At 70.9% G+C, this 19,230-nt stretch carries 18 protein-coding genes and 1 pseudogene; 16 read left to right on the top strand and 3 right to left on the bottom strand.

What is annotated here, in order from left to right:
• Positions 1-89: 89 nt before the first annotated feature.
• The gene (locus G3I19_RS14300; protein ID WP_343235098.1) at positions 90-1,118 is read right to left on the bottom strand and encodes a LacI family DNA-binding transcriptional regulator; all 1,029 of its coding nucleotides are present in this window, start codon (positions 1,116-1,118) and stop codon (positions 90-92) included.
• A 185-nt stretch (positions 1,119-1,303) separates the two neighbouring features.
• Between G3I19_RS14300 and G3I19_RS14295 the strand changes: the two genes are divergently transcribed.
• The 12 genes from G3I19_RS14295 to G3I19_RS14240 all read left to right on the top strand — a co-directional run bounded on the left by G3I19_RS14295 (position 1,304) and on the right by G3I19_RS14240 (position 13,458).
• Positions 1,304-2,563, top strand: a complete 1,260-nt coding sequence (locus G3I19_RS14295; protein ID WP_164263891.1) for an MFS transporter — start codon at positions 1,304-1,306, stop codon at positions 2,561-2,563.
• Between the two features lie 9 nt (positions 2,564-2,572).
• Positions 2,573-3,934 (top strand): Pup--protein ligase, encoded by a 1,362-nt coding sequence (gene pafA, locus G3I19_RS14290; protein WP_164263889.1) that lies wholly within the window; start codon positions 2,573-2,575, stop codon positions 3,932-3,934.
• A gap of 136 nt (positions 3,935-4,070) precedes the next feature.
• The gene (locus G3I19_RS14285; RefSeq protein WP_164263924.1) at positions 4,071-5,075 is read left to right on the top strand and encodes an FKBP-type peptidyl-prolyl cis-trans isomerase; all 1,005 of its coding nucleotides are present in this window, start codon (positions 4,071-4,073) and stop codon (positions 5,073-5,075) included.
• Between the two features lie 42 nt (positions 5,076-5,117).
• Positions 5,118-5,489, top strand: a complete 372-nt coding sequence (locus G3I19_RS14280; protein WP_164263886.1) for an FKBP-type peptidyl-prolyl cis-trans isomerase — start codon at positions 5,118-5,120, stop codon at positions 5,487-5,489.
• A 173-nt stretch (positions 5,490-5,662) separates the two neighbouring features.
• The gene (locus G3I19_RS14275; RefSeq protein ID WP_164263884.1) at positions 5,663-6,619 is read left to right on the top strand and encodes a WYL domain-containing protein; all 957 of its coding nucleotides are present in this window, start codon (positions 5,663-5,665) and stop codon (positions 6,617-6,619) included.
• A gap of 7 nt (positions 6,620-6,626) precedes the next feature.
• Positions 6,627-7,592: a WYL domain-containing protein gene (locus tag G3I19_RS14270; RefSeq protein ID WP_164263882.1), complete on the top strand. Its 966-nt coding sequence runs from the start codon at positions 6,627-6,629 to the stop codon at positions 7,590-7,592.
• A gap of 5 nt (positions 7,593-7,597) precedes the next feature.
• Positions 7,598-7,852, top strand: coding sequence for a hypothetical protein (locus G3I19_RS14265; RefSeq protein ID WP_203599553.1), 255 nt, complete (start codon positions 7,598-7,600; stop codon positions 7,850-7,852).
• Between the two features lie 9 nt (positions 7,853-7,861).
• Complete coding sequence (locus G3I19_RS14260) at positions 7,862-8,059, top strand: hypothetical protein (RefSeq protein ID WP_164263922.1); 198 nt, start codon at positions 7,862-7,864, stop codon at positions 8,057-8,059.
• Positions 8,060-8,269: 210 nt separating this feature from the next.
• Complete coding sequence (gene tatA, locus G3I19_RS14255; protein WP_164263878.1) at positions 8,270-8,551, top strand: Sec-independent protein translocase subunit TatA; 282 nt, start codon at positions 8,270-8,272, stop codon at positions 8,549-8,551.
• Positions 8,552-8,614: 63 nt separating this feature from the next.
• Positions 8,615-9,577 carry a twin-arginine translocase subunit TatC gene (gene tatC / locus G3I19_RS14250; RefSeq protein WP_164263876.1) on the top strand — a complete coding sequence of 321 codons (963 nt, stop codon included), beginning with the start codon at positions 8,615-8,617 and terminating at the stop codon, positions 9,575-9,577.
• 19 nt (positions 9,578-9,596) lie between these two features.
• Positions 9,597-10,553 (top strand): diacylglycerol kinase, encoded by a 957-nt coding sequence (locus G3I19_RS14245; RefSeq protein ID WP_164263874.1) that lies wholly within the window; start codon positions 9,597-9,599, stop codon positions 10,551-10,553.
• 76 nt (positions 10,554-10,629) lie between these two features.
• Entirely contained in the window at positions 10,630-13,458 is a 2,829-nt protein-coding gene (locus G3I19_RS14240) for a DEAD/DEAH box helicase (protein ID WP_164263872.1), read from the top strand.
• Positions 13,459-13,559: 101 nt separating this feature from the next.
• On the opposite strand, the gene G3I19_RS14235 is transcribed toward G3I19_RS14240, so the two are convergent.
• Both G3I19_RS14235 and G3I19_RS14230 read right to left on the bottom strand, forming a co-directional pair.
• On the bottom strand, positions 13,560-14,501 hold the full coding sequence (locus G3I19_RS14235; protein WP_164263870.1) for an RluA family pseudouridine synthase: 942 nt from the start codon (positions 14,499-14,501) through the stop codon (positions 13,560-13,562).
• A gap of 169 nt (positions 14,502-14,670) precedes the next feature.
• Positions 14,671-15,309 (bottom strand): fasciclin domain-containing protein, encoded by a 639-nt coding sequence (locus G3I19_RS14230; RefSeq protein ID WP_164263868.1) that lies wholly within the window; start codon positions 15,307-15,309, stop codon positions 14,671-14,673.
• Between the two features lie 276 nt (positions 15,310-15,585).
• Between G3I19_RS14230 and G3I19_RS14225 the strand changes: the two genes are divergently transcribed.
• The 4 genes and pseudogenes from G3I19_RS14225 to G3I19_RS14210 form a co-directional block, all read left to right on the top strand.
• Positions 15,586-16,875, top strand: a complete 1,290-nt coding sequence (locus G3I19_RS14225) for an FAD-dependent oxidoreductase (protein WP_164263866.1) — start codon at positions 15,586-15,588, stop codon at positions 16,873-16,875.
• The gene (locus G3I19_RS14220) at positions 16,869-17,594 is read left to right on the top strand and encodes a DUF1365 domain-containing protein (protein ID WP_164263920.1); all 726 of its coding nucleotides are present in this window, start codon (positions 16,869-16,871) and stop codon (positions 17,592-17,594) included. The genes G3I19_RS14225 and G3I19_RS14220 overlap by 7 nt, the downstream gene beginning before the upstream one ends.
• Before the next feature lie 68 nt (positions 17,595-17,662).
• Positions 17,663-18,901 carry a cyclopropane-fatty-acyl-phospholipid synthase family protein gene (locus G3I19_RS14215; protein WP_239074326.1) on the top strand — a complete coding sequence of 413 codons (1,239 nt, stop codon included), beginning with the start codon at positions 17,663-17,665 and terminating at the stop codon, positions 18,899-18,901.
• Positions 18,898-19,230, top strand: a pseudogene (locus tag G3I19_RS14210) (SAM-dependent methyltransferase); the annotation flags it as partial. The gene G3I19_RS14215 and the pseudogene G3I19_RS14210, both read left to right, overlap by 4 nt.

Raw genomic sequence — 19,230 nt, 5'->3', positions numbered from 1 at the left:
GCCTGTGCGGCCCGGGGCACGCGCATGTGGCACGCGCAGCCCGGCCGCGCGCGGCGGGGGCCGTGAGTGGGGGCCGGGGCCGTCAGGGGTCAGCCCGGCGCCGGGGCCGTTGAGCCGCGTACGAGAAGGTTCACCGGCAGGTCCCCGCCTTCGGCCGGGCGGCCGTCCAGGACGGCGAGCAGCGCCGCCATGCCGCGCTGTCCGATCTGCTCGGCGGGCAGGGCCACCGTCGTCAGCTCCGGCTCGATCGCGGTCGCGAGGGCCAGGTCGTCGAAGCCGGTGACGGAGAGGTCCTCTGGCACGCGCAGCCCCAGCCGGCGCGCCGCCTTGCAGGCCCCAGCGGCCAGGATGTCGTCGTCACAGATCACCGCGGTCGGCCTGGGGCCGGGGCCGCCGAGCGCCTCCTCCACCGCCTGCCGCGCGGCGTCCACGGACAACGGAGCGGTGACGGTGCGGACTTCCGCGCCCCGCAGCGCGGACCGCAGCGCGGTAGCCCGTACGCCGAAGGTCCAGGAGTCGACCGCCGGGGCGAGGTGGAGGAACCCGCGGTGCCCCAGCGCGAGCAGATGGCCCGTCACCTGGCGCATCCCGTCGGCGATGTCGAGGTTCACATGGGCCGCGGCCCCCGGCTGGTCCGGATCGCTGTCCAGCATCACCAGCGGCAGACCGGACTCCTGGATCGCGGCGAGCGCGCCGACGGCCATCGACGAGGCGATGACCCCGTCCAGCGCGGTCCGCGCCGAGCCGAAGGGATCACGGGCCGGGCCCACGCCGTCGGGGGAGGGGTAGAGCACCACCCCGAAGCCGTGCTCGGCCGCCTCCGCGGCGGCGCCCGTGTAGACGCGGGCGAAGAACTCGGTGGTCAGCGCGGGTACCACGAGCAGTACGGTCCTGGTCCTGCCCAGGCGCAGATCCCGGGCGGCGAGATTCGGCCGGTAACCGAGCCGCCGAGCGGCGTCGCGGACCAGTCCGGCGGTGCGCTCCGAGACCCGTCCGCGCCATTTGCCGCCGAGCACCAGCGAGACCGTGGCCTGGGAGACGCCTGCGGCGCGGGCCACGTCGCGGCTGGTGGGGCGGGCCGGAACCACTGGTTCCGGGCTCGTCGCTCGGGCGTCCACTCGGGCCTCCGTCCGGCCTGTTCCCGACCGCGGCCATCTGGACTCGCGGTCTGCGCACATGGTACGTATGACCACGGACGTTATACGTAACACTCCGCTCAGGGCCGCGGGACCGAGGGGCTGCGGGACTGCCCGGCCGGAAGCCGCAGCACCGGAAGCAAGAAGACAGAGGACAAGGGGCGGACATGGCCGCGGGATACGCGGAACTCTTCGGCACCAGGCATGTGACGCGGCTGCTCACCGGCACCCTCGTCGGCCGGCTGCCGAACGCGACGGCCGCCATCGCCATCGTGCTCTTCGTCCGTTCCGACGGCGGCAGCTACTCGCTCGCCGGGGCGCTCTCCGCCGTCTACGGAGTGGCCACAGCGGTCGGCCAGCCGCTGCTCGGCCGCGCCGTCGACCTGTTCGGACAGCTCCGGGTGATGCTCCCGTCGGCGCTGGTGTCCGCCCTCGGCATGGTGCTGTTCGCGGTCGCGGGCACCAACCCGCTGCCGCTCGCCGTCACCGCCATGCTGATCGCGGGGCTCTTCACGCCGCCCCTGGAGGGCGGGCTGCGCGCCCTGTGGCCCAGCGTCCTGAAGCGCGAGGACCGGGTGCACGCCGCGTACGCGATGGACGCGGTGGCCCAGGAAGTCATGTTCACGGTCGGCCCGCTGCTGATCACCCTGGCGGTCTCGCTGTGGTCGGCGGCCACCGCCCTGGTGGCCGTCAACGTACTCGGAGTGCTCGGCGCGCTCTCCGTCGTCGTCTCGGAGCCCTCCCGCGGCTGGCGGTCCGCACCCCGCGAGGCCCACTGGCTCGGCGCGCTGCGCTCGCCCGGACTGCTCGCGCTCCTCGGGGCGTTCTTCTTCGTGGGCCTGGCGCTCGGCTCGATCACGGTCGCCGCGATCGCGTACTCCGACGGTCACGGCGGCGACGGGACCTACGGCGTGCTGATGGCCGCGATCGGCCTCGGCGCCCTCGTCGGCGGACTGCTGTACGGCGCGCGGCAGTGGCGGGGCGCCGCGGAGAAGCGGCTGCGCGTCATCGTCGGCGCGCTGGCGCTCTGCTATCTGCCGCTGATGCTGGTGCCCGGGGTGACCGCGATGTCCGTCCTGATGACGGTGGCCGGCGTCTTCCTCGCCCCGGCCATCGCCTGCGCCTTCATCGTCGTCGACCGGCACGCCCCGCGCGGCACGGTCACCGAGGCGTTCTCCTGGCTGGTGACGACCTTCGGTGTCGGCGCCGCGCTGGGCACGGCCGTCGCGGGACCGGCCGTCGAGGCGGGCGGGGCGCCCGCCGGGTTCGCCGCCGCTGGAGGCGGGGGGATCGCCGCGCTGCTCGTCCTGCTGGCCACTCAGCGGGTCCTCGCAGCTCCCGGCCGTACGGGCTCTGTCGTGGCCGGTTCCGAAAATGATCGAAACGGGGCCGTCGAACCCGGTTTCAGGACAGGCCATCAGGCGTAATGTTCAGTCATGGACCGCCGCATTTTCGGGCTGGAGAACGAGTACGGCGTCACGTGCACATTCAGGGGACAGCGCCGACTGTCACCTGACGAAGTGGCGCGCTACCTCTTCCGCCGTGTTGTGTCATGGGGCCGCAGCAGCAACGTCTTTCTGCGGAACGGCGCCCGCCTCTACCTCGACGTGGGATCGCATCCGGAATACGCAACTCCCGAGTGCGACAACGTGGCTGAACTGGTCACGCACGACAAGGCGGGCGAGCGCATTCTGGAAGGTCTGCTCGTCGACGCCGAACGCCGCCTGCACGAGGAGGGAATCGCGGGCGACGTCTATCTCTTCAAGAACAACACCGACTCGGCGGGAAACTCCTACGGCTGCCACGAGAACTATCTCGTCGCCCGCCACGGAGAGTTCTCGCGGCTCGCGGACATTCTCATCCCCTTCCTCGTCACCCGCCAATTGCTCTGCGGCGCGGGCAAAGTGCTGCAGACCCCGCGCGGAGCGGTCTTCTGCGTGAGCCAGCGGGCCGAGCACATCTGGGAGGGCGTCAGTTCCGCGACCACCCGTTCCCGTCCCATCATCAACACCCGCGACGAGCCGCACGCGGACGCCGAGCGCTACCGCAGGCTGCACGTCATCGTCGGCGACTCGAACATGTCCGAGACGACCATGCTGCTGAAGGTCGGCGCGACCGACCTCGTCCTGCGCATGATCGAGGCGGGCACGGTGATGCGTGACCTGACGCTGGAGAACCCGATCAGGGCCATCCGGGAGGTCAGCCACGACATCACGGGCCAGCGCAAGGTGCGCCTCGCCAGCGGGCGGGAGGCATCGGCCCTCGAAGTGCAGCGCGAGTACTACGAGAAGGCCGTGGACTTCGTGGACCGCCGCGGCATCCGTACGGGCCAGGTCGCGCAGGTCCTGGAGCTGTGGGGCCGCACGCTCGACGCGATCGAGGAGGAGGACCTCGACCGGATCGGCACCGAGATCGACTGGGTGATGAAGTACAAGCTCATCGAGCGGTACCGGGACAAGCACAACATGACCATGTCGAATCCGCGGGTCGCCCAGATAGACCTCGCCTACCACGACATCCACCGGCAGCGCGGGCTGTACTACCTGCTGGAGAAGCGCGGACAGGCCGCACGTATCTGCGAGGACCTGAAGATCTTCGAGGGCAAGTCGGTGCCCCCGCAGACCACCAGGGCGCGGCTGCGCGGCGACTTCATCCGCCGGGCCCAGGAGCAGCGCAGGGACTTCACCGTCGACTGGGTCCATCTCAAGCTCAACGACCAGGCGCAGCGCACCGTGCTCTGCAAGGACCCCTTCAGGTCGGTCGACGACCGGGTGGAGAAGCTGATCGCCGGGATGTGACCGTCCTCACCCCGGTCGCGCGAGGGCCCCGCACACATTCAGTGCGCGGGGCCCTCGCGCATGCCGTGAGCCCACATGGGGGACAAGGAGTCGTAGAGTGGCGGCCACTGACACCCCCACTACCCCGAGGACCACTGTGCGACGCCGTTTTGCTGCCTTGCTCATCGTGCCGGCCCTGGTGCTGACCGCCTGCGGAGGTGAGGACTCCAAGAAGAAGGACGACTCGTCCTCACCGCCCGACAAGGCCGCCGCGTCGACGGCCGTGCCCAAGCCCGTCGATTCGGCGTCTCCGCTGCCGACGGTCTCGGGCGCGGCCGGCAAGAAGGCGACCATCACGGTCCCCAAGAAGGACCCGAGCGGCAAGTTCGTCATCCACACCCTCTCCGAGGGCAGCGGCGCCGTGGTCAAGAAGAACGACCTGGTGATGGCCGACTTCACCGGCAAGGTCTGGAAGAGCGGCAAGGACATCGGCAGCTCGTTCGACAAGGGCGGCGCCCCGCAGCTCATCACCGCCGGCTCCAAGACGATCATCCCGGCCTTCGCCGACGCCGTCACCGGCAAGAAGATCGGCAGCCGGGTCCTGGTCGTCGCGCCGCCCAACGCGGCCTTCGGCAGCCAGGGCCAGCAGCAGCTCGGGGTGACCGGCAAGGACACCCTGGTCTTCGCGCTGGACATCAAGAAGGTCATCCCGAAGAAGGTCGAGGGCACCCAGGCGCCCACCTCGTCCGACCTGCCCCAGGTGAAGGCGGACAAGGAAGCGCCCGCCACCATCTCCGTACCGAAGAGCGACCCGCCGAAGAAGCTGGTCGACAAGGAGCTGATCCAGGGCAAGGGCGCCACGGTCAAGAAGGGCCAGACCGTCTACATGCAGTACAGCGGTGCCGCCTGGAAGCCCAATGAGGGCAAGGCGTCCGCGACGCTCTTCGACTCGTCCTGGAAGACCGGCACGCCGTTCCAGACCGCCATCGGTGAGGGCGCGGTCATCAAGGGCTGGGACCAGGGCATCGTCGGCAAGAAGGTCGGCAGCCGGGTCCTGCTGGTGATCCCGCCGGACCTGGCGTACGGCGACAAGGCCCAGGGCTCGACCCTGCCGGCCAAGTCCACGCTGGTCTTCGTCGTCGACATTCTGGCGGCAGTGTAAGACTGTCCCGGTTGCCCAGTACCAAGAAGTAGGAGCAATTACGTGAGCATCGACAAGCCCGAGGTCGACTTCCCGGGTGGCGAGCCGCCGGCCGACCTGGAGATCAAGGAGATCTGGGAGGGCGACGGCCCCGTCGCCAAGGCGGGGGACAAGGTCCAGGTCCACTACGTGGGCGTGGCCTTCTCCACCGGTGAGGAGTTCGACGCCAGCTGGAACCGTGGCGTGCCGCTGGAGTTCCAGCTCGGCGTCGGCCAGGTCATCTCCGGCTGGGACCAGGGTGTCCAGGGCATGAAGGTCGGCGGCCGTCGCCAGCTGACCATCCCCGCGCACCTCGCGTACGGCGACCGCGGCGCCGGTGGCCGCATCAAGCCGGGCGAGACGCTGATCTTCGTCTGTGACCTGGTCGCTGTCTGACCGGAAGTGATCGTTTCCGAGGGTCCATGCCTGCCGGCATGGACCCTCGGCTTTTGACCCGGCACCGCGGGGCGGTACGGTCGGCGGTCGTGGAACGTGCCGTGTTCCACGTGCTGCGTTCTTCCCGGGGAAGCCCCCGGCGGACACACCCGGACCTTCCAGAGAGGGCGTCGATGGCGATTGCCAAGGCCGAGCGGCTCATGAATCTGGCACTGTGCCTGCTCGGAACCAGGCGCCCCCTCAGCAAGCGTGAACTGCGGGGGTCCATCGAGGCGTATCTGGAAGCGGGATCGGACGAGTCCTTCAACCGGATGTTCGAGCGGGACAAGGACGATCTCCGTGAACTCGGTCTGGTCATCGAGACGGTCGACAGCCTGGACGGGGACGCCGGTTATCTGGCCCGCCGTGACAGCAACAGGCTTCCGCCGGTGGCGCTCGACGCAGAGGAGGCCGCGGCGCTCGGGCTGGCCGCCAAGGTCTGGCAGCAGGCCCGGCTGGCCGGCGCGGCCAGCGGCGCGCTGCAGAAGCTGCGGGCCGCCGGTATGCCCGAGGCCGATGACCCGTACGCCGTGCAGCACGGCGCTCTCGAACCGCGTATCCCCGTGCACGAGGCCGCGTTCGAGCCGTTGATGCTGGCCTGCCGCGACCGTCGCCCCGTCGTCTTCGACTACCGCAAGGCCAACGCGGCCCGCCCCGAGGCCCGTCAGGTCGAACCCTGGACGCTGGAGTGCTGGCGCGGCCACTGGTACCTCGCGGGCTGGGACCGTGAGCGCGGCGCCGAGCGGGTCTTCCGGCTCTCCCGCATCACCGGCAAAGTCCGTGCCAGGCCAGGTGTGTTCACGGCCCCGGTGCCGGACGTGGTGACGGTGCGCGAGACCGTCGAGACCTGGGCCGGTGAGACCGCGACGCGCGGCGCGCGCATCCGGCTGCGCTCGGGCGCTGGATACCCGCTGCGCTCCCGCGCCACCGCCGTCCGGGAACTCGGCGACGGCTGGGACGAGTTGGAGATTCCGTACGGACACGGCCTGGACGCCTGGCTGGTGGAGTTCGGCCCCGATGTGATCGTGCTGGACCCCGCGGACCTGCGGGCCGATGTGGTGGACCGGCTGCGCGCCGTGGCCAAGGACTGAGGGGCACATGGCTACGAACGCGATCGACCAGACCCGCCGGATGCTGTCCCTGGTGACCTACCTGCGCGAGCGCCCCGGCGCCCGCGTCGGGGATGTCGCGCGCGCCTTCGGCATCACCGAGGACGAACTGATCTCGGACCTGGACGTGCTGCCCATGTGCGGGACGAGCTTCCGCGGCGGCGACCTCCTGGACATCGACACCGACGGCGAGTCCATCTGGTGGCACAACGCCGACGACGTCGCGGCGCCGCTGCGGCTCGCCGCCGACGAGGCCACGGCCCTGCTGGTGGCCGCGCGCGCCGTGGCGACACTCCCGGGGCTCCGCGAGGGCGACCGGCAGGCGCTGCTGCGGGCCACCGCCAAGCTGGAGGCCGCCGCGGGTGAGGCGGCGGGCGCCAGCTCCCGGCTCTCGGTGACCTTCGAGTCCGAGGGCGGGGTGTTCGCCGATGTCGACCGGGCCATCTCGGAGCGGCGCAGGCTCTGGCTGCGGTACTACTCACCGGCGCGCGACGAACTGACCGAGCGTGAGGTCGACCCGATCAGACTGTTCGCGGTCGGTCATACGTACATGGAGGCGTGGTGCTACCTCTCCGAGGCCCGGCGCACCTTCCGCCTCGACCGGGTCGCCGAGATCCGGCTGCTCGACGAGCCGTCCGCCCCGCCCGAGCTTGAGCTGCGTGATCTGTCGGCCGGGCTGGTCCAGCCCGCGGCCGAGGACCCGGAGGTCGTGGTCGAGGTCGGCCCGGGTGGCCGCTGGGTCGCCGAGTACTACCCGCACGACAGCGCGGAGGAGCTCGCCGACGGCGGGCTGCGGATCACCCTGCGCACCCCCGACCCCGCCTCGCTGCGCAGGCTCGCCCTGCGGCTCGGCCGGGACGGGCGCATCGTCTCGCCGGCGGACCTGGCGGCCAGCGCGCGGCTCGCGGCCCGTGAGGCGCTCGCCGCCTATGACGGGCAGGAGGAGAGGAGTTGAGGGATATGTCGGTTATGCCTGGATTCTCGGCGCAGGTGGGCCCGGTCATCTTCCGGGCCGCCTGCCCGGACTGCCGCAGCCGGTTCGAGCTGGCGGCGGGCGCGCTGCGGCTGGCGATCGGCGCCAGCAGGCGCACCACCTTCTACTCCTTCACCTGCCCGGACTGCGGTTCCTCGGTCCGTAAACCGGCCGGTGAGCGGATCGTCGAACTCCTCACCGGCGGGGGCGTACGGACGCTGCGCCTCCACTCCACTCTCTAGGGCGTGCACATGTTCTGGCCGATGACCGCGATCGTCCTGGGGTTCCTCGGAATCGCCGTGCTGGGTGTGCTCGCCATCAGGGTTTTCGTCGAGGCCCAGCGCCTCGGCAGCCAAGTGGCGCGCGCCACACAGCAGATCGGTCAGGCCGCCGACGGCCTGGAGCGGGCGGCCACCGGGCTCGCGCGGAGCGGTGAAAGTTTGCGATAGAGGCGCCGGGCTCTGCTGCCGGGCCGTTTCGAGCGGTACGCTACTGGTCGCGGGCCCGGGAGCGAGGCGCGGGCCGCAGGCGCGAGTCTGCACAGGCATTGCCCTGCGTTTACCCCCGCGGGTTACGATCGCTGCCAGCACGACGACCGGACGCCTGTCCGATCGGTCGGGCAGTCCCACCCCAGCCGCCTCGGTGAGAAGGTACAGCTTATGTTCGGAAGGCTCGGCGCCCCCGAGATCATCCTGATCCTCGTCGTCATCGTCCTGCTGTTCGGTGCGAAGAAGCTTCCGGACATGGCCCGTTCGCTGGGCAAGTCCGCCCGCATCCTCAAGAGCGAGGCCAAGGCGATGAAGTCGGAGGGTCAGCAGACCGCTCCGGCCGACCCCCCGCAGGACCCCCAGGCCGACGTCCCGCGTACGATCCAGGCCGCTCCGGGAGACGTGACCAGCGCCCGTCCCGTGACCGAGCCTTCGGACTCGACCAAGCGCTGACAAGACCGGGCCGGAGCGGGCACCGCGGTGAGCGGCTGCCCGCCGCACAGATGAGGACGTGGGTTGCTCGTGTCTGCCCGCAAAGTGGAGAGGGATCCCGACGGGCGCATGCCCCTCGTGGAGCACCTGCGTGAGCTGCGCAACCGGCTGGCGAAAGGGCTGCTGGGGATCGTCGTCGTCACGATCGTCGCTGCCTTCTTCTACAGGGACATCATTGAATTCTTCACCAACCCGGTGCTGCATGCCGTGGGCTGCCATTCGAGCTTCACGGAACTCTCGCACCAGCGGGACGGGACCTGTGCACGGATCGTCCTGAACGGTCTGCTCACACCGTTCACGCTGGCCCTCAAGGTCTCCCTGATGGCCGGTGTGGTGCTGTCCTCGCCGATCTGGCTCTACCAGCTGTGGGCCTTCGTGGCGCCGGGGCTGCACAAGCACGAGCGCAAGTACACCATCGGCTTCGTGGCGGCGGGCTTCCCGCTCTTCCTCGCCGGTGGCTTCTTCGCGTACAAGACCCTCCCCACGATGGCGAAGGTCCTGCTGGACTTCTCCCCGGCGGGCCTCGACAACCAGCTGCCCCTCGACGATCTGCTCGACCTGATCACCCGGATGGTGGTCGTCTTCGGGCTCTCCTTCGAGCTGCCGCTGCTGCTCGTCATGCTGAACTTCGTCGGGATCATCACCGGTAAGCGGATGGCCGGCTGGTGGCGCGGCATGATCATGGGCATCACGGTCTTCGCCGCGGTCGCCACGCCCAGCACCGACCCGCTGACGATGCTGGCGCTGGCCGGGCCCATCTGGGTGCTCTACGGCGTCGCCACGATCATCGCGGTGCTGAACGACCGCAGGAAGGCGCAGCGCGCCGCGGCGGGTCCGGACGACGACGAGGCGTCCGAGCTCGACCTCACTCCCGAGGCCATAGACGAGGTCGAGACCGTGCCCGCGTCGCGGGTCCCGGGGCAGGCCGGCGGCGAGACCGACGGTTCCAGCTCCAGTGGTCTGGGCGGTTACGACGACGTGACCTGACCCTTGTAGGGTCCGGCGGGTGACCAGCGAGATCACCCTCTTCGTCAATCCCACCGCAGGACGCGGCCGGGGCGCGCACGCCGCGCAGCCGGCCGCTTCCGCGTTGCGGGACGCAGGCTTCTCCGTACGTACGGTGCTCGGCAGCGACGCGCCCGACGCGCTGCGCCGGGCACATGAGGCCGTGCGGGGCGGGACCGGCGCACTCATAGCCGTCGGCGGGGACGGCATGATCAGCCTCGCCCTCCAGGCGGTCGCGGGCACCCGCACCCCGCTGGGCGTGGTGGCCGTCGGCACAGGCAACGACTTCGCCCGCGGGCTGGGGCTGCCGGTACGGGACCCGGCGGCCGCGGGCCGCTCGGTGGCCGATGCGCTCAAGGGCGGCAACATCAGGGAGATCGACCTCGGCAGGGTCGCCCCGGCCGACGGGACGGGTCCGGCCGACGGGACGGATCCGGGCGGCGCCGGGCCCGGGCGGGACGGCGAGCGCTGGTTCGGGAGTGTACTCGCCGCCGGGTTCGACTCCCGGGTCAACGACCGCGGGAACCGGATGCGCTGGCCGGCCGGGCGGCTGAAGTACGACCTGGCGATGATCGCCGAGCTGGCCGCCTTCCGGCCGGTGCCGTACCGGCTGGTGCTGGACGGGGGACCGGCCCTGGAGATGGAGGCGACGCTCGTCGCCGTCGGCAACGGACCGTCGTACGGCGGTGGCATGCGGATCTGCGCCGGTGCGGAGCTGGACGACGGCCTCTTCGACGTCACGGTGGTCGGCGCCTGCTCCCGCACCACGCTGGTCAGGGTCTTCCCGAAGGTCTACCGGGGCACCCACCTCGGCCACCCCGCCGTCACCTCGTACCGGGCGCGCCGGATCGAACTGCGGGCCGCGGGGGTCACCGGGTACGCGGACGGCGAGCCGCTGGGCGCGCTGCCGCTGACCGCCGAGTGCGTGCCGCGGGCGGTCAGGGTCATCGGCGGCTGAAATGCCATCGGCAGTTGAAATGCTCAAATAAAGATCGCGCTGACTGTCCGAGGCGGCGGGTAGGCTCGATGACAAGATGACCGAGGACCTTTCGCCCGCTGAGCGTTATGCAGCTGCCCGCGTCCGCGCTGTAGAAGAGGCCACCGCGCTGGCCCCCTTCCGGCGGATGTACGACTTCGACCTCGATCCGTTCCAGATCGAGGCGTGCCGTGCCCTGGAGGCGGGCAAGGGTGTGCTCGTCGCGGCACCCACCGGCTCGGGCAAGACGATCGTCGGCGAGTTCGCCGTGCACCTGGCCCTGGAGCAGGGCCGTAAATGCTTCTACACCACCCCGATCAAGGCCCTGTCCAACCAGAAGTACGCGGACCTCGCCAAGCGGTACGGGGCGGACAAGGTCGGCCTGCTCACCGGTGACAACAGTGTGAACGCCGACGCCCCGGTGGTCGTCATGACCACCGAGGTCCTGCGGAACATGCTGTACGCGAGCTCGCAGGCGCTCCTGGGCCTCGGCTATGTGGTGATGGACGAGGTGCACTACCTCTCCGACCGCTTCCGCGGGGCCGTCTGGGAGGAGGTCATCATCCACCTGCCGGAGTCGGTGACCCTGGTCTCGCTCTCCGCGACCGTGTCCAACGCGGAGGAGTTCGGCGACTGGCTGGACACCGTACGCGGCGACACCGAAGTGATCGTCTCCGAGCACCGTCCCGTCCCGCTCTGGCAGCACGTCCTCGCCGGGCGCCGGATGTACGACCTGTTCGAGGAGTCGACGGACCACGGCGGCCGGGGCGGCGCCAAGCGCGAGGTCAACCCGGACCTGCTGCGGATGGCCCGGCAGGAGAACCAGCGCACGTACAACCCGCGCGACCGGCGCCGCGGCAAGATGGTGCGCGAGGCGGACCGCGAGCGCGAGCGGCGCTCCCGCAGCCGGATCTGGACCCCCAGCAGGGCCGAGGTCGTCGCCCGCCTCGACGCCGAGGGGCTGCTGCCCGCCATCACCTTCATCTTCAGCAGGGCCGGCTGTGAGGCCGCCGTCCAGCAGTGCCTCCACGCGGGGCTGCGGCTCAACCCGGAAGAGGCCCGCAACACCGTCCGCGAGCTCGTCGAGGAGCGCACCGCCGCCATCCCGCGCGAGGACCTCCATGTCCTCGGTTACTACGAGTGGCTGGAGGGTCTGGAGCGGGGCATCGCCGCGCACCACGCCGGGATGCTGCCGACCTTCAAGGAGGTCGTCGAGGAGCTGTTCGTACGCGGGCTCGTGAAGGCCGTGTTCGCCACGGAGACCCTGGCGCTCGGCATCAACATGCCGGCCCGCTCCGTCGTCCTGGAGAAGCTCGTCAAGTGGAACGGCGAGCAGCACGCCGACATCACCCCCGGTGAGTACACCCAGCTGACCGGCCGGGCCGGGCGGCGCGGTATCGATGTCGAGGGCCACGCCGTGGTGCTCTGGCAGCGCGCCATGGACCCCGGGGCGCTCGCGGGCCTCGCCGGCACCCGTACCTATCCGCTGCGCTCCAGCTTCCGACCCTCGTACAACATGGCCGTCAATCTGGTGCAGCAGTTCGGCCGGCACCGCTCGCGTGAGCTGCTCGAAACGTCCTTCGCGCAGTTCCAGGCCGACAAGTCGGTCGTCGGGATCTCCAAGCAGGTGCAGAAGAACGAGGAGGGCATCGCGGGCTACCGCGAGGGCATGACCTGCCACCTCGGCGACTTCGAGGAGTACGCCCGGCTGCGCCGCGATCTCAAGGACCGCGAGACCGAGCTGGCCAAGCAGGGTGCCGTGCAGCGGCGGGCCGCCGCCGCCGACGCGCTGGAGAAGCTCAGGCCGGGCGATGTCATCCATGTGCCGACCGGCAAGTTCGCCGGGCTCGCGCTGGTCATCGACCCGGGACTGCCGGCCGGCCGGGCCAACGGGCACCGGGGCTTCGAGGCGTACGACGGGCCCCGCCCGCTGGTGCTGACCGCCGAGCGCCAGGTCAAGCGGCTCGCCTCGATCGACTTCCCGGTGCCCGTCGAGGCCCTGGACCGGATGCGGATCCCCAAGTCGTTCAACGCGAAGTCGCCCCAGTCGAGGCGGGATCTGGCGTCCGCGCTGCGGAGCAAGGCCGGGCACATCGTGCCCGAACGGCACCGCAAACCGCGGGCCGCGGCCGCCGACGACCGGGAGATCGCCCGGCTGCGTACCGAGCTGCGCGCCCACCCCTGCCACGGCTGCGACGAGCGCGAGGACCACGCCCGCTGGGCCGAGCGCTACCACCGGCTGCAGCGCGACACCCGACAGCTGGAGCGCCGGATCGAGGGCCGCACCAACACCATCGCCCGCACCTTCGACCGGATCTACGCCCTGCTGACCGAGCTGGACTACCTCCGGGGTGACGAGTCGACCGTGCACGGCAAGCGCCTCGCCCGGCTCTACGGCGAGCTGGACCTGCTGGCGTCGGAGTGTCTGCGGGAGGGCGTCTGGGAAGGACTCAACCCCGCCGAGCTGGCCGCGTGCGCGTCGGCGCTGGTCTTCGAGGCGCGCCAGGCCGACGACGCCGTCGCACCCAAGGTGCCGTCGGGGCCGGTGAAGACCGCGCTGGGCGAGATGGTCCACATCTGGGGCAGGCTCGACGCCCTGGAGGAGGACTTCAAGATCAACCAGACGGAGGGCGTGGGCCAGCGCGAGCCCGACCTCGGCTTCGCCTGGGCGGCCTACCAGTGGGCGTCCGGCCGGGACCTGGACGAGGTGCTGCGCGACGCCGACATGCCCGCCGGTGACTTCGTCCGCTGGTGCAAGCAGGTCATCGACGTCCTGGGCCAGATCGCGGCTGCCGCCCCCGGCGAGAACAGCACGGTCTCGCGCAACGCCCGCAAGGCGGTCGACGCGGTCCGGCGGGGTGTGGTGGCGTACAGCTCGGTGGGCTGACAACTGAGTGGTGGACTGACCGCTCGGTGGTGAGCTGACCACACCCTGTCCGGGCGTCGTGGAGCCCCCGCGGGATCAGTCCTGCGGGGGCCTCGGCCGTTTCAGCGGCCGGCCGCCCACGCCTCGTACGCCGTCCAGGCCAGCAGCGAACGGCCGCTCTCGAAGCGGTGCTCGGCGCCGGTCACCGGATCGGTGAACTCCAGTACCCGGGCCAGCAGTTGCAGCGGCCTGCGGAAGTCCTCCGGGGCCGGGTCGGTGACGACGGGGAAGAAGGGATCGCCGAGCAGCGGGATGCCCAGCGCGTTCATATGGACGCGCAGCTGGTGGGTACGGCCGGTGACCGGGGTCAGCCGGTAGCGGGCGAGACCGCCCGCGCGTCCGGTCAGTTCGATGCGGGTCTCGCTGTTCGGTTCGCCGGGTGTCTCGAAGGCGGCGACGATTCCGGGCACTTTCTCGATACGGCTGCGCGAGACGTGCGGCAGCGCGAGACCGGCCCGATAGGGGGCGACGCCCTCGTACTCCTTGTGCACCTTCCGGTCCCGGAACAGCGTCTGGTACGCGCCGCGCTCCTCGGGCCGTACGGAGAACAGCACAAGCCCCGCGGTCAGCCGGTCCAGCCGGTGGGCTGGGCTCAGTGCGGGCAGTCCGAGATCCTTGCGGAGGCGTGCCAGCGCGGTCTGGGTGATGTGCCGGCCCCGCGGTGTGGTGGCCAGGAAGTGCGGTTTGTCGGCGACGACGATGTGCTCGTCGCGGTAGCGCACCTCGATGGGGAACGGAACGGGCACCTCGTCGGGGAAGTCCCGGTGGAACCAGACCGAGCCGCCCGGCGTATAGGGCGTATCGGCCAGGACCGGCCCGTCCGCCCCGACGAACGCGCCCCTGTCCAGCATGGCGTCGACCTCGGCGGCGCCACCGGGCAGCCGCTCGGCCAGATGCTCCCGGACGGTGGCCCACGCACCGTCCACGGGCAGCCGCAGCCGCACCGCGTCGATGCCCTCGCGCTGCGGCAGCGGGCCCGGGAGCCGGGAAGTCTTGCGTCTCATGGTGGCTCAAGAGTACGAGCGGGGGCAGGGCGGACGCACCCGCCCTGCCCCCGCTCGTACGGAGCAGGCCGCCGCGCCCGCGCCTGCTCGGGCTGCGCCTGCTCCGGCCGTGTCCGCTCGGCCGTGCTTCCTCCGGCCGGCTTCCTTCGGCGTGGTTACTCGGCCGTGCTTACTTCGGCATCAGCACCGAGTCGACGATGTACACCGTGGCGTTGGCCGTCGGGACGTTTCCGCAGACCACGTTCGAGGCGTTGTTGACCTTGTAGGAGACACCGGAGCCCGCGGTGGTGAGCTTGCTCTTCTCCAGCGTCGGGTAGCTGCCGTTCTCCAGCATCTTCGGCGTGAGCTTCTTGCCGACGACGTGGTACGTGAGGATCTTGGTGAGCATCGCCTTGTCGTTGAGGACCTTGTCCAGCTGAGCCTTCGGGATCTTGTTGAAGGCGTCGTTGGTCGGGGCGAACACGGTGATGTTCTGGGCGTTGTTGAGGGTGTCGACCAGGCCGGCCTTCTTGACGGCCGTCACCAGGGTGGACAGCGCCGGGTTGTTCGAGGCGGCGGTGGCGACCGGGTCCTTGGCCATGCCGTTGAAGCTGCCCGCGCCGTTCTTCGGGACCGTGGCACAGCCGGGGCCGAACGGCTTGCTGGTGTCCATGGCGTTCGACTTGGTGGCCGCGGCCGACGGCTTGTCCGCGCCGGCCTTCGAGTCGTCCTTCTTCGAGTCGTTCGACGAACAGGCGGAGAGCGCCAGCGGAAGGGCGACCGCGCCGACGACGGCGAGCGTGATGCGGGGGAAGCGAGTGGTGCGCATGGGGTTCTCCTCGTGGAAAGGGGGACTCAACAGGTCTGTATGGGATGGGGCACAAGCGGAGTGAGGCGCAGCCGCACAGCGCGTCGCGCAGCGGGTGTTCTGTCCGAACCCCGGTGCGGCCGCGTCTCTCCGAAGTGCACTCACGTCGGCTATTCGGGCCCGGTGCGCTTCCGGATTGGTCTGTCATTCGATCGGGTGGTGGACCAATCCAGGTGGACTCCGGCTGCGAATGCCTGGTGAGGGCGGTGCCCGACACGGCTCGGCGGAAGGAGCGGCATGGCGGACCAGAGGCGACGGACGGCAGTGGTGGGAAGCGGGATCGCGGGGCTGACCGCCGCGCACGTCCTGCAGCGCGCACATGAGGTCTCGCTGTACGAGGCGGACGACCGGCTCGGCGGTCACGCGCACACCCACGACATACCGTCGGCCGACGGCCGGGTGCACGCCGTCGACTCCGGGTTCATCGTCCACAACCAGCGCACGTATCCGCAGTTGCTGCGGCTCTTCGCCGAACTGGGCGTCGAGACGCAGGAGTCGGAGATGAGCATGTCGGTACGGTGCGAGGGGTGCGGCCTCGAATACGCCGGTGCGCGCGGCCTGTCCGGCCTCGTCGCCCAGCCGCGCAACGCGTTCCGCGGCCGCTATCTGAGGATGCTCGCCGAGGTGCCGCGCTTCCACCGCCTCGCCCGGAAGCTGCTCGCCGCCGACGCCGGTGTGCAGGCGCTCACCCTGGGTGAGTTCCTCGGCCGCGGCGGCTTCTCCCCGTACTTCACCGCGCACTTCATGACACCGCTGGTCTCAGCGGTGTGGTCCTGCGACCCGGTGACCGCGCTGGGCCACCCCGCGGTGCCGCTCTTCCGCTTCCTGGAACACCACGGCCTGCTCTCGGTGACCGGCTCCCCGACCTGGCGCACGGTGACCGGCGGTTCGCGTACGTACGTCGACCGGGTCGGCAAGGAACTCACCGCGCTGCACACCTCGACCCCGGTCCGCAGTGTCCGGCGCCTCGGTGGCGGTGCCGGTGGCTCGGGCGGTGTCGAGATCACCACGGACGACGGCACGGCCGAGCGGTACGACTCGGTGGTCATCGCCGTCCACCCCGACCAGGCGCTCGCCCTGCTGGCCGACCCGACCGAGCAGGAGAGCGGCGTCCTGGGCGCCTTCCGGTACTCGCGCAACCCCACCGTGCTGCACACCGACACCACGATCCTGCCGCGCAGCCCGCGGGCCCGCGCCTCCTGGAACTACCTGATGCCGCGGTGCGCCGCCGGGGCCGACCGTGTGCAGGTCAGCTACGACATGAACCGCCTCCAGCGCCTCGACGCGCCGGAGACCTACGTCGTCACCCTGAACGGCGCGGACCGGATCGCCCCCGACCGGGTGCTCGACCGCATGGTGTACGAGCATCCCGTACTCGACGTCGCGGCGGTGGCCGCGCAGCGGCGGCTGCCCGGGCTGAACGGCCCGGTCACCGCCTACGCGGGCGCCTACCACGGCTCGGGATTCCATGAGGACGGCTGCCGTTCGGGCGCCGCCGCCGCACAGGCGCTGGGGGTGATCTGGTGAACGCCGTCTACCCGTCGACGGTCACTCATGTGAGGACCGCGCCGAAGCGCCACACCATCCACCACCACACCTATCTGTGGCTGATCGACCCCGACGCGCCGCCCCGGCTGCCGCGCCCGCTGCGTCCGCTCGCCCGGTTCGAGGCCCGCGACCACTTCGGCGGGGGAGAGCGGACCATCCGTGCGGGACTGGAGAAGTTCCTGGCCGCCCGCGGGGTCGACCTCGGCGGCGGCAGCGTGCTGATGCTCACCAACGCGCGGGTGTTCGGCCATGTCTTCAACCCGCTGACCGTCTACTGGTGCCACGGCGCCGACGGGCGTCCGCTGTGCGTCGTCGCCGAGGTGCACAACACCTACGGCGAGCGGCACTGCTATCTGCTGCACCCGGACCAGGCCGGCCGGGACGTCGTACCCAAGGAGTTCTACGTATCGCCGTTCTTCCCCGTGGACGGCGACTACCGGATGCGGCTGCCCGAACCGGGCGAGCGGCTGAGCCTCGCGGTGCATCTGGAACGCGGCGGCGCACGCCCGTTCACCGCGACCGTACGGGGGGAACGGCGGGCCGCCACCCCGGCCGTTCTGCTGCGGACGGTGCTCCGCCATCCGTGGCCGACCATGGCCGTCTCCTTCGGGATCCGGGTACATGGCATCTGGCTGTATCTGCGCGGGCTGCCCGTCCAGCCCCGTCCCCGTCATCTGCCCCAGGAGGGCGTGAAGTGAGTGTGTCCGTGTCCCCGGCGTCTCCCGGATCCGCTGGATCTCCCGGGTCCGCCACCCCTGCGACAGCACTGCCCCGTACCGAGGTCGACGCCGAGCGCTGGCCGGACGTCGCCCGCCTGCCGGACGCGTCCTGGCTGCGTACCGCCATCGCGGAACGCGTCGTCCGCAGGGCGCTCGCCGGACTTCCGCTGCGGGTCAGGCTCGCCGGCGCCGAGACACTCGGGCTCGGCGGGCCGCTGCTCGATGTGCGCGACCCCGCGGCGTTCTTCCGCCGCATCGGCGCCGGCGGCCTGATCGGCTTCGGCGAGTCCTGGATGGCGGGCGAATGGGCGGCCGCCGACCTGGTCGGCGTCCTGACCGTGCTCGCCGAACGGGCCGCGAGTCTGATCCCCGCGCCGCTGCAGAAGCTGCGCGCCGTCTGGGCCAGGAAGCAGCCGGCGGCCCAGCGCAACACACCCGAGGGCTCGCGCGACAACATCAGTCACCACTACGACCTCTCCAACGAGTTGTTCGCGCTCTTCCTCGACGAGACGCTCTCGTACTCGTCGGCGCTCTTCCGCGGCTTCCCCGCCGACCGGTCACTGCTGGCAGCAGCCCAGCACCGCAAGATCGACCGGCTGCTCGACGAGGCCGGGGTCGGACCCGGCACCCGCCTCCTCGAAATCGGCACCGGCTGGGGCGAACTGGCCGTACGGGCCGCCGCGCGCGGCGCCCGGGTACGCACCGTGACGCTCTCCCGGGAACAGCGCGAGCTGGCCGTCGAGCGCATCCGCGCCGCCGGACACCAGGACAGCGTCTCGGTGGAGATCCTCGACTACCGCCGGGTGGAAGGCAGTTACGACGCCATCGTGAGCGTCGAGATGATCGAGGCCGTCGGCGCCGAGTTCTGGCCCGAGTACTTCATGACACTGGACCGGCTGCTGGCACCCGGCGGCCGGATCGCACTCCAGGCGATCACCATGCCGCACGAGCGGATGCTCGCCAGCAAGGACACCTTCACCTGGATCCAGAAGTACATCTTCCCCGGCGGGCTGCTGCCGTCGACCGAGGCGATCGAGCAGATCACCGCCGAGCGCACGGCGCTGCGCGTGCGGCGGCGCGAGGAGTTCGGGCCGCACTACGCCGAGACCCTCAGGCTCTGGCGCGAACGGTTCGAGGAACAGGCCCCCGCCGTCGGGGCACTCGGCTTCGACCGGACCTTCCGACGGCTGTGGACCTTCTATCTCGCCTACTCCGAAGCGGGTTTCCGCTCCGGCTATCTCGATGTGCAGCAACTGCTGCTCACCAAGGAGGAGACCTCCCGATGAAGCGCCCTCAGAGCAGGACCGGCGCCGCCCAGCAGCTGTTCCCGCTGGTCGAACAGTTCCTCGGCGGCCGCCTCCCGCTGCGCCTGCGGGCCTGGGACGGCTCCACCGCGGGCCCCGACGGCGCACCCGTGGTGGTCCTGCGTTCCCGCCGCGCACTGCGCCGGCTGCTCTGGCAGCCCGACGAACTCGGCCTGGCCCAGGCGTACATCACCGGCGAGCTGGACATCGATGGCGACCTCGCGGACGGCCTGCGGACCGTGTGGAGCGCGGTCAGGGCCCGCGGGCTGCGGCCGCCGCAGCTCACGGTCGCCGAGCGGGCCCGCGCGGTG

The sequence above is a fragment of the Streptomyces sp. SID10853 genome (genome assembly GCF_010548145.1).
Classification (GTDB): domain Bacteria; phylum Actinomycetota; class Actinomycetes; order Streptomycetales; family Streptomycetaceae; genus Streptomyces.
The sequence above is the reverse complement of the archived record's forward strand: the minus strand, read 5'-3'. Positions and strand labels throughout refer to the sequence as shown.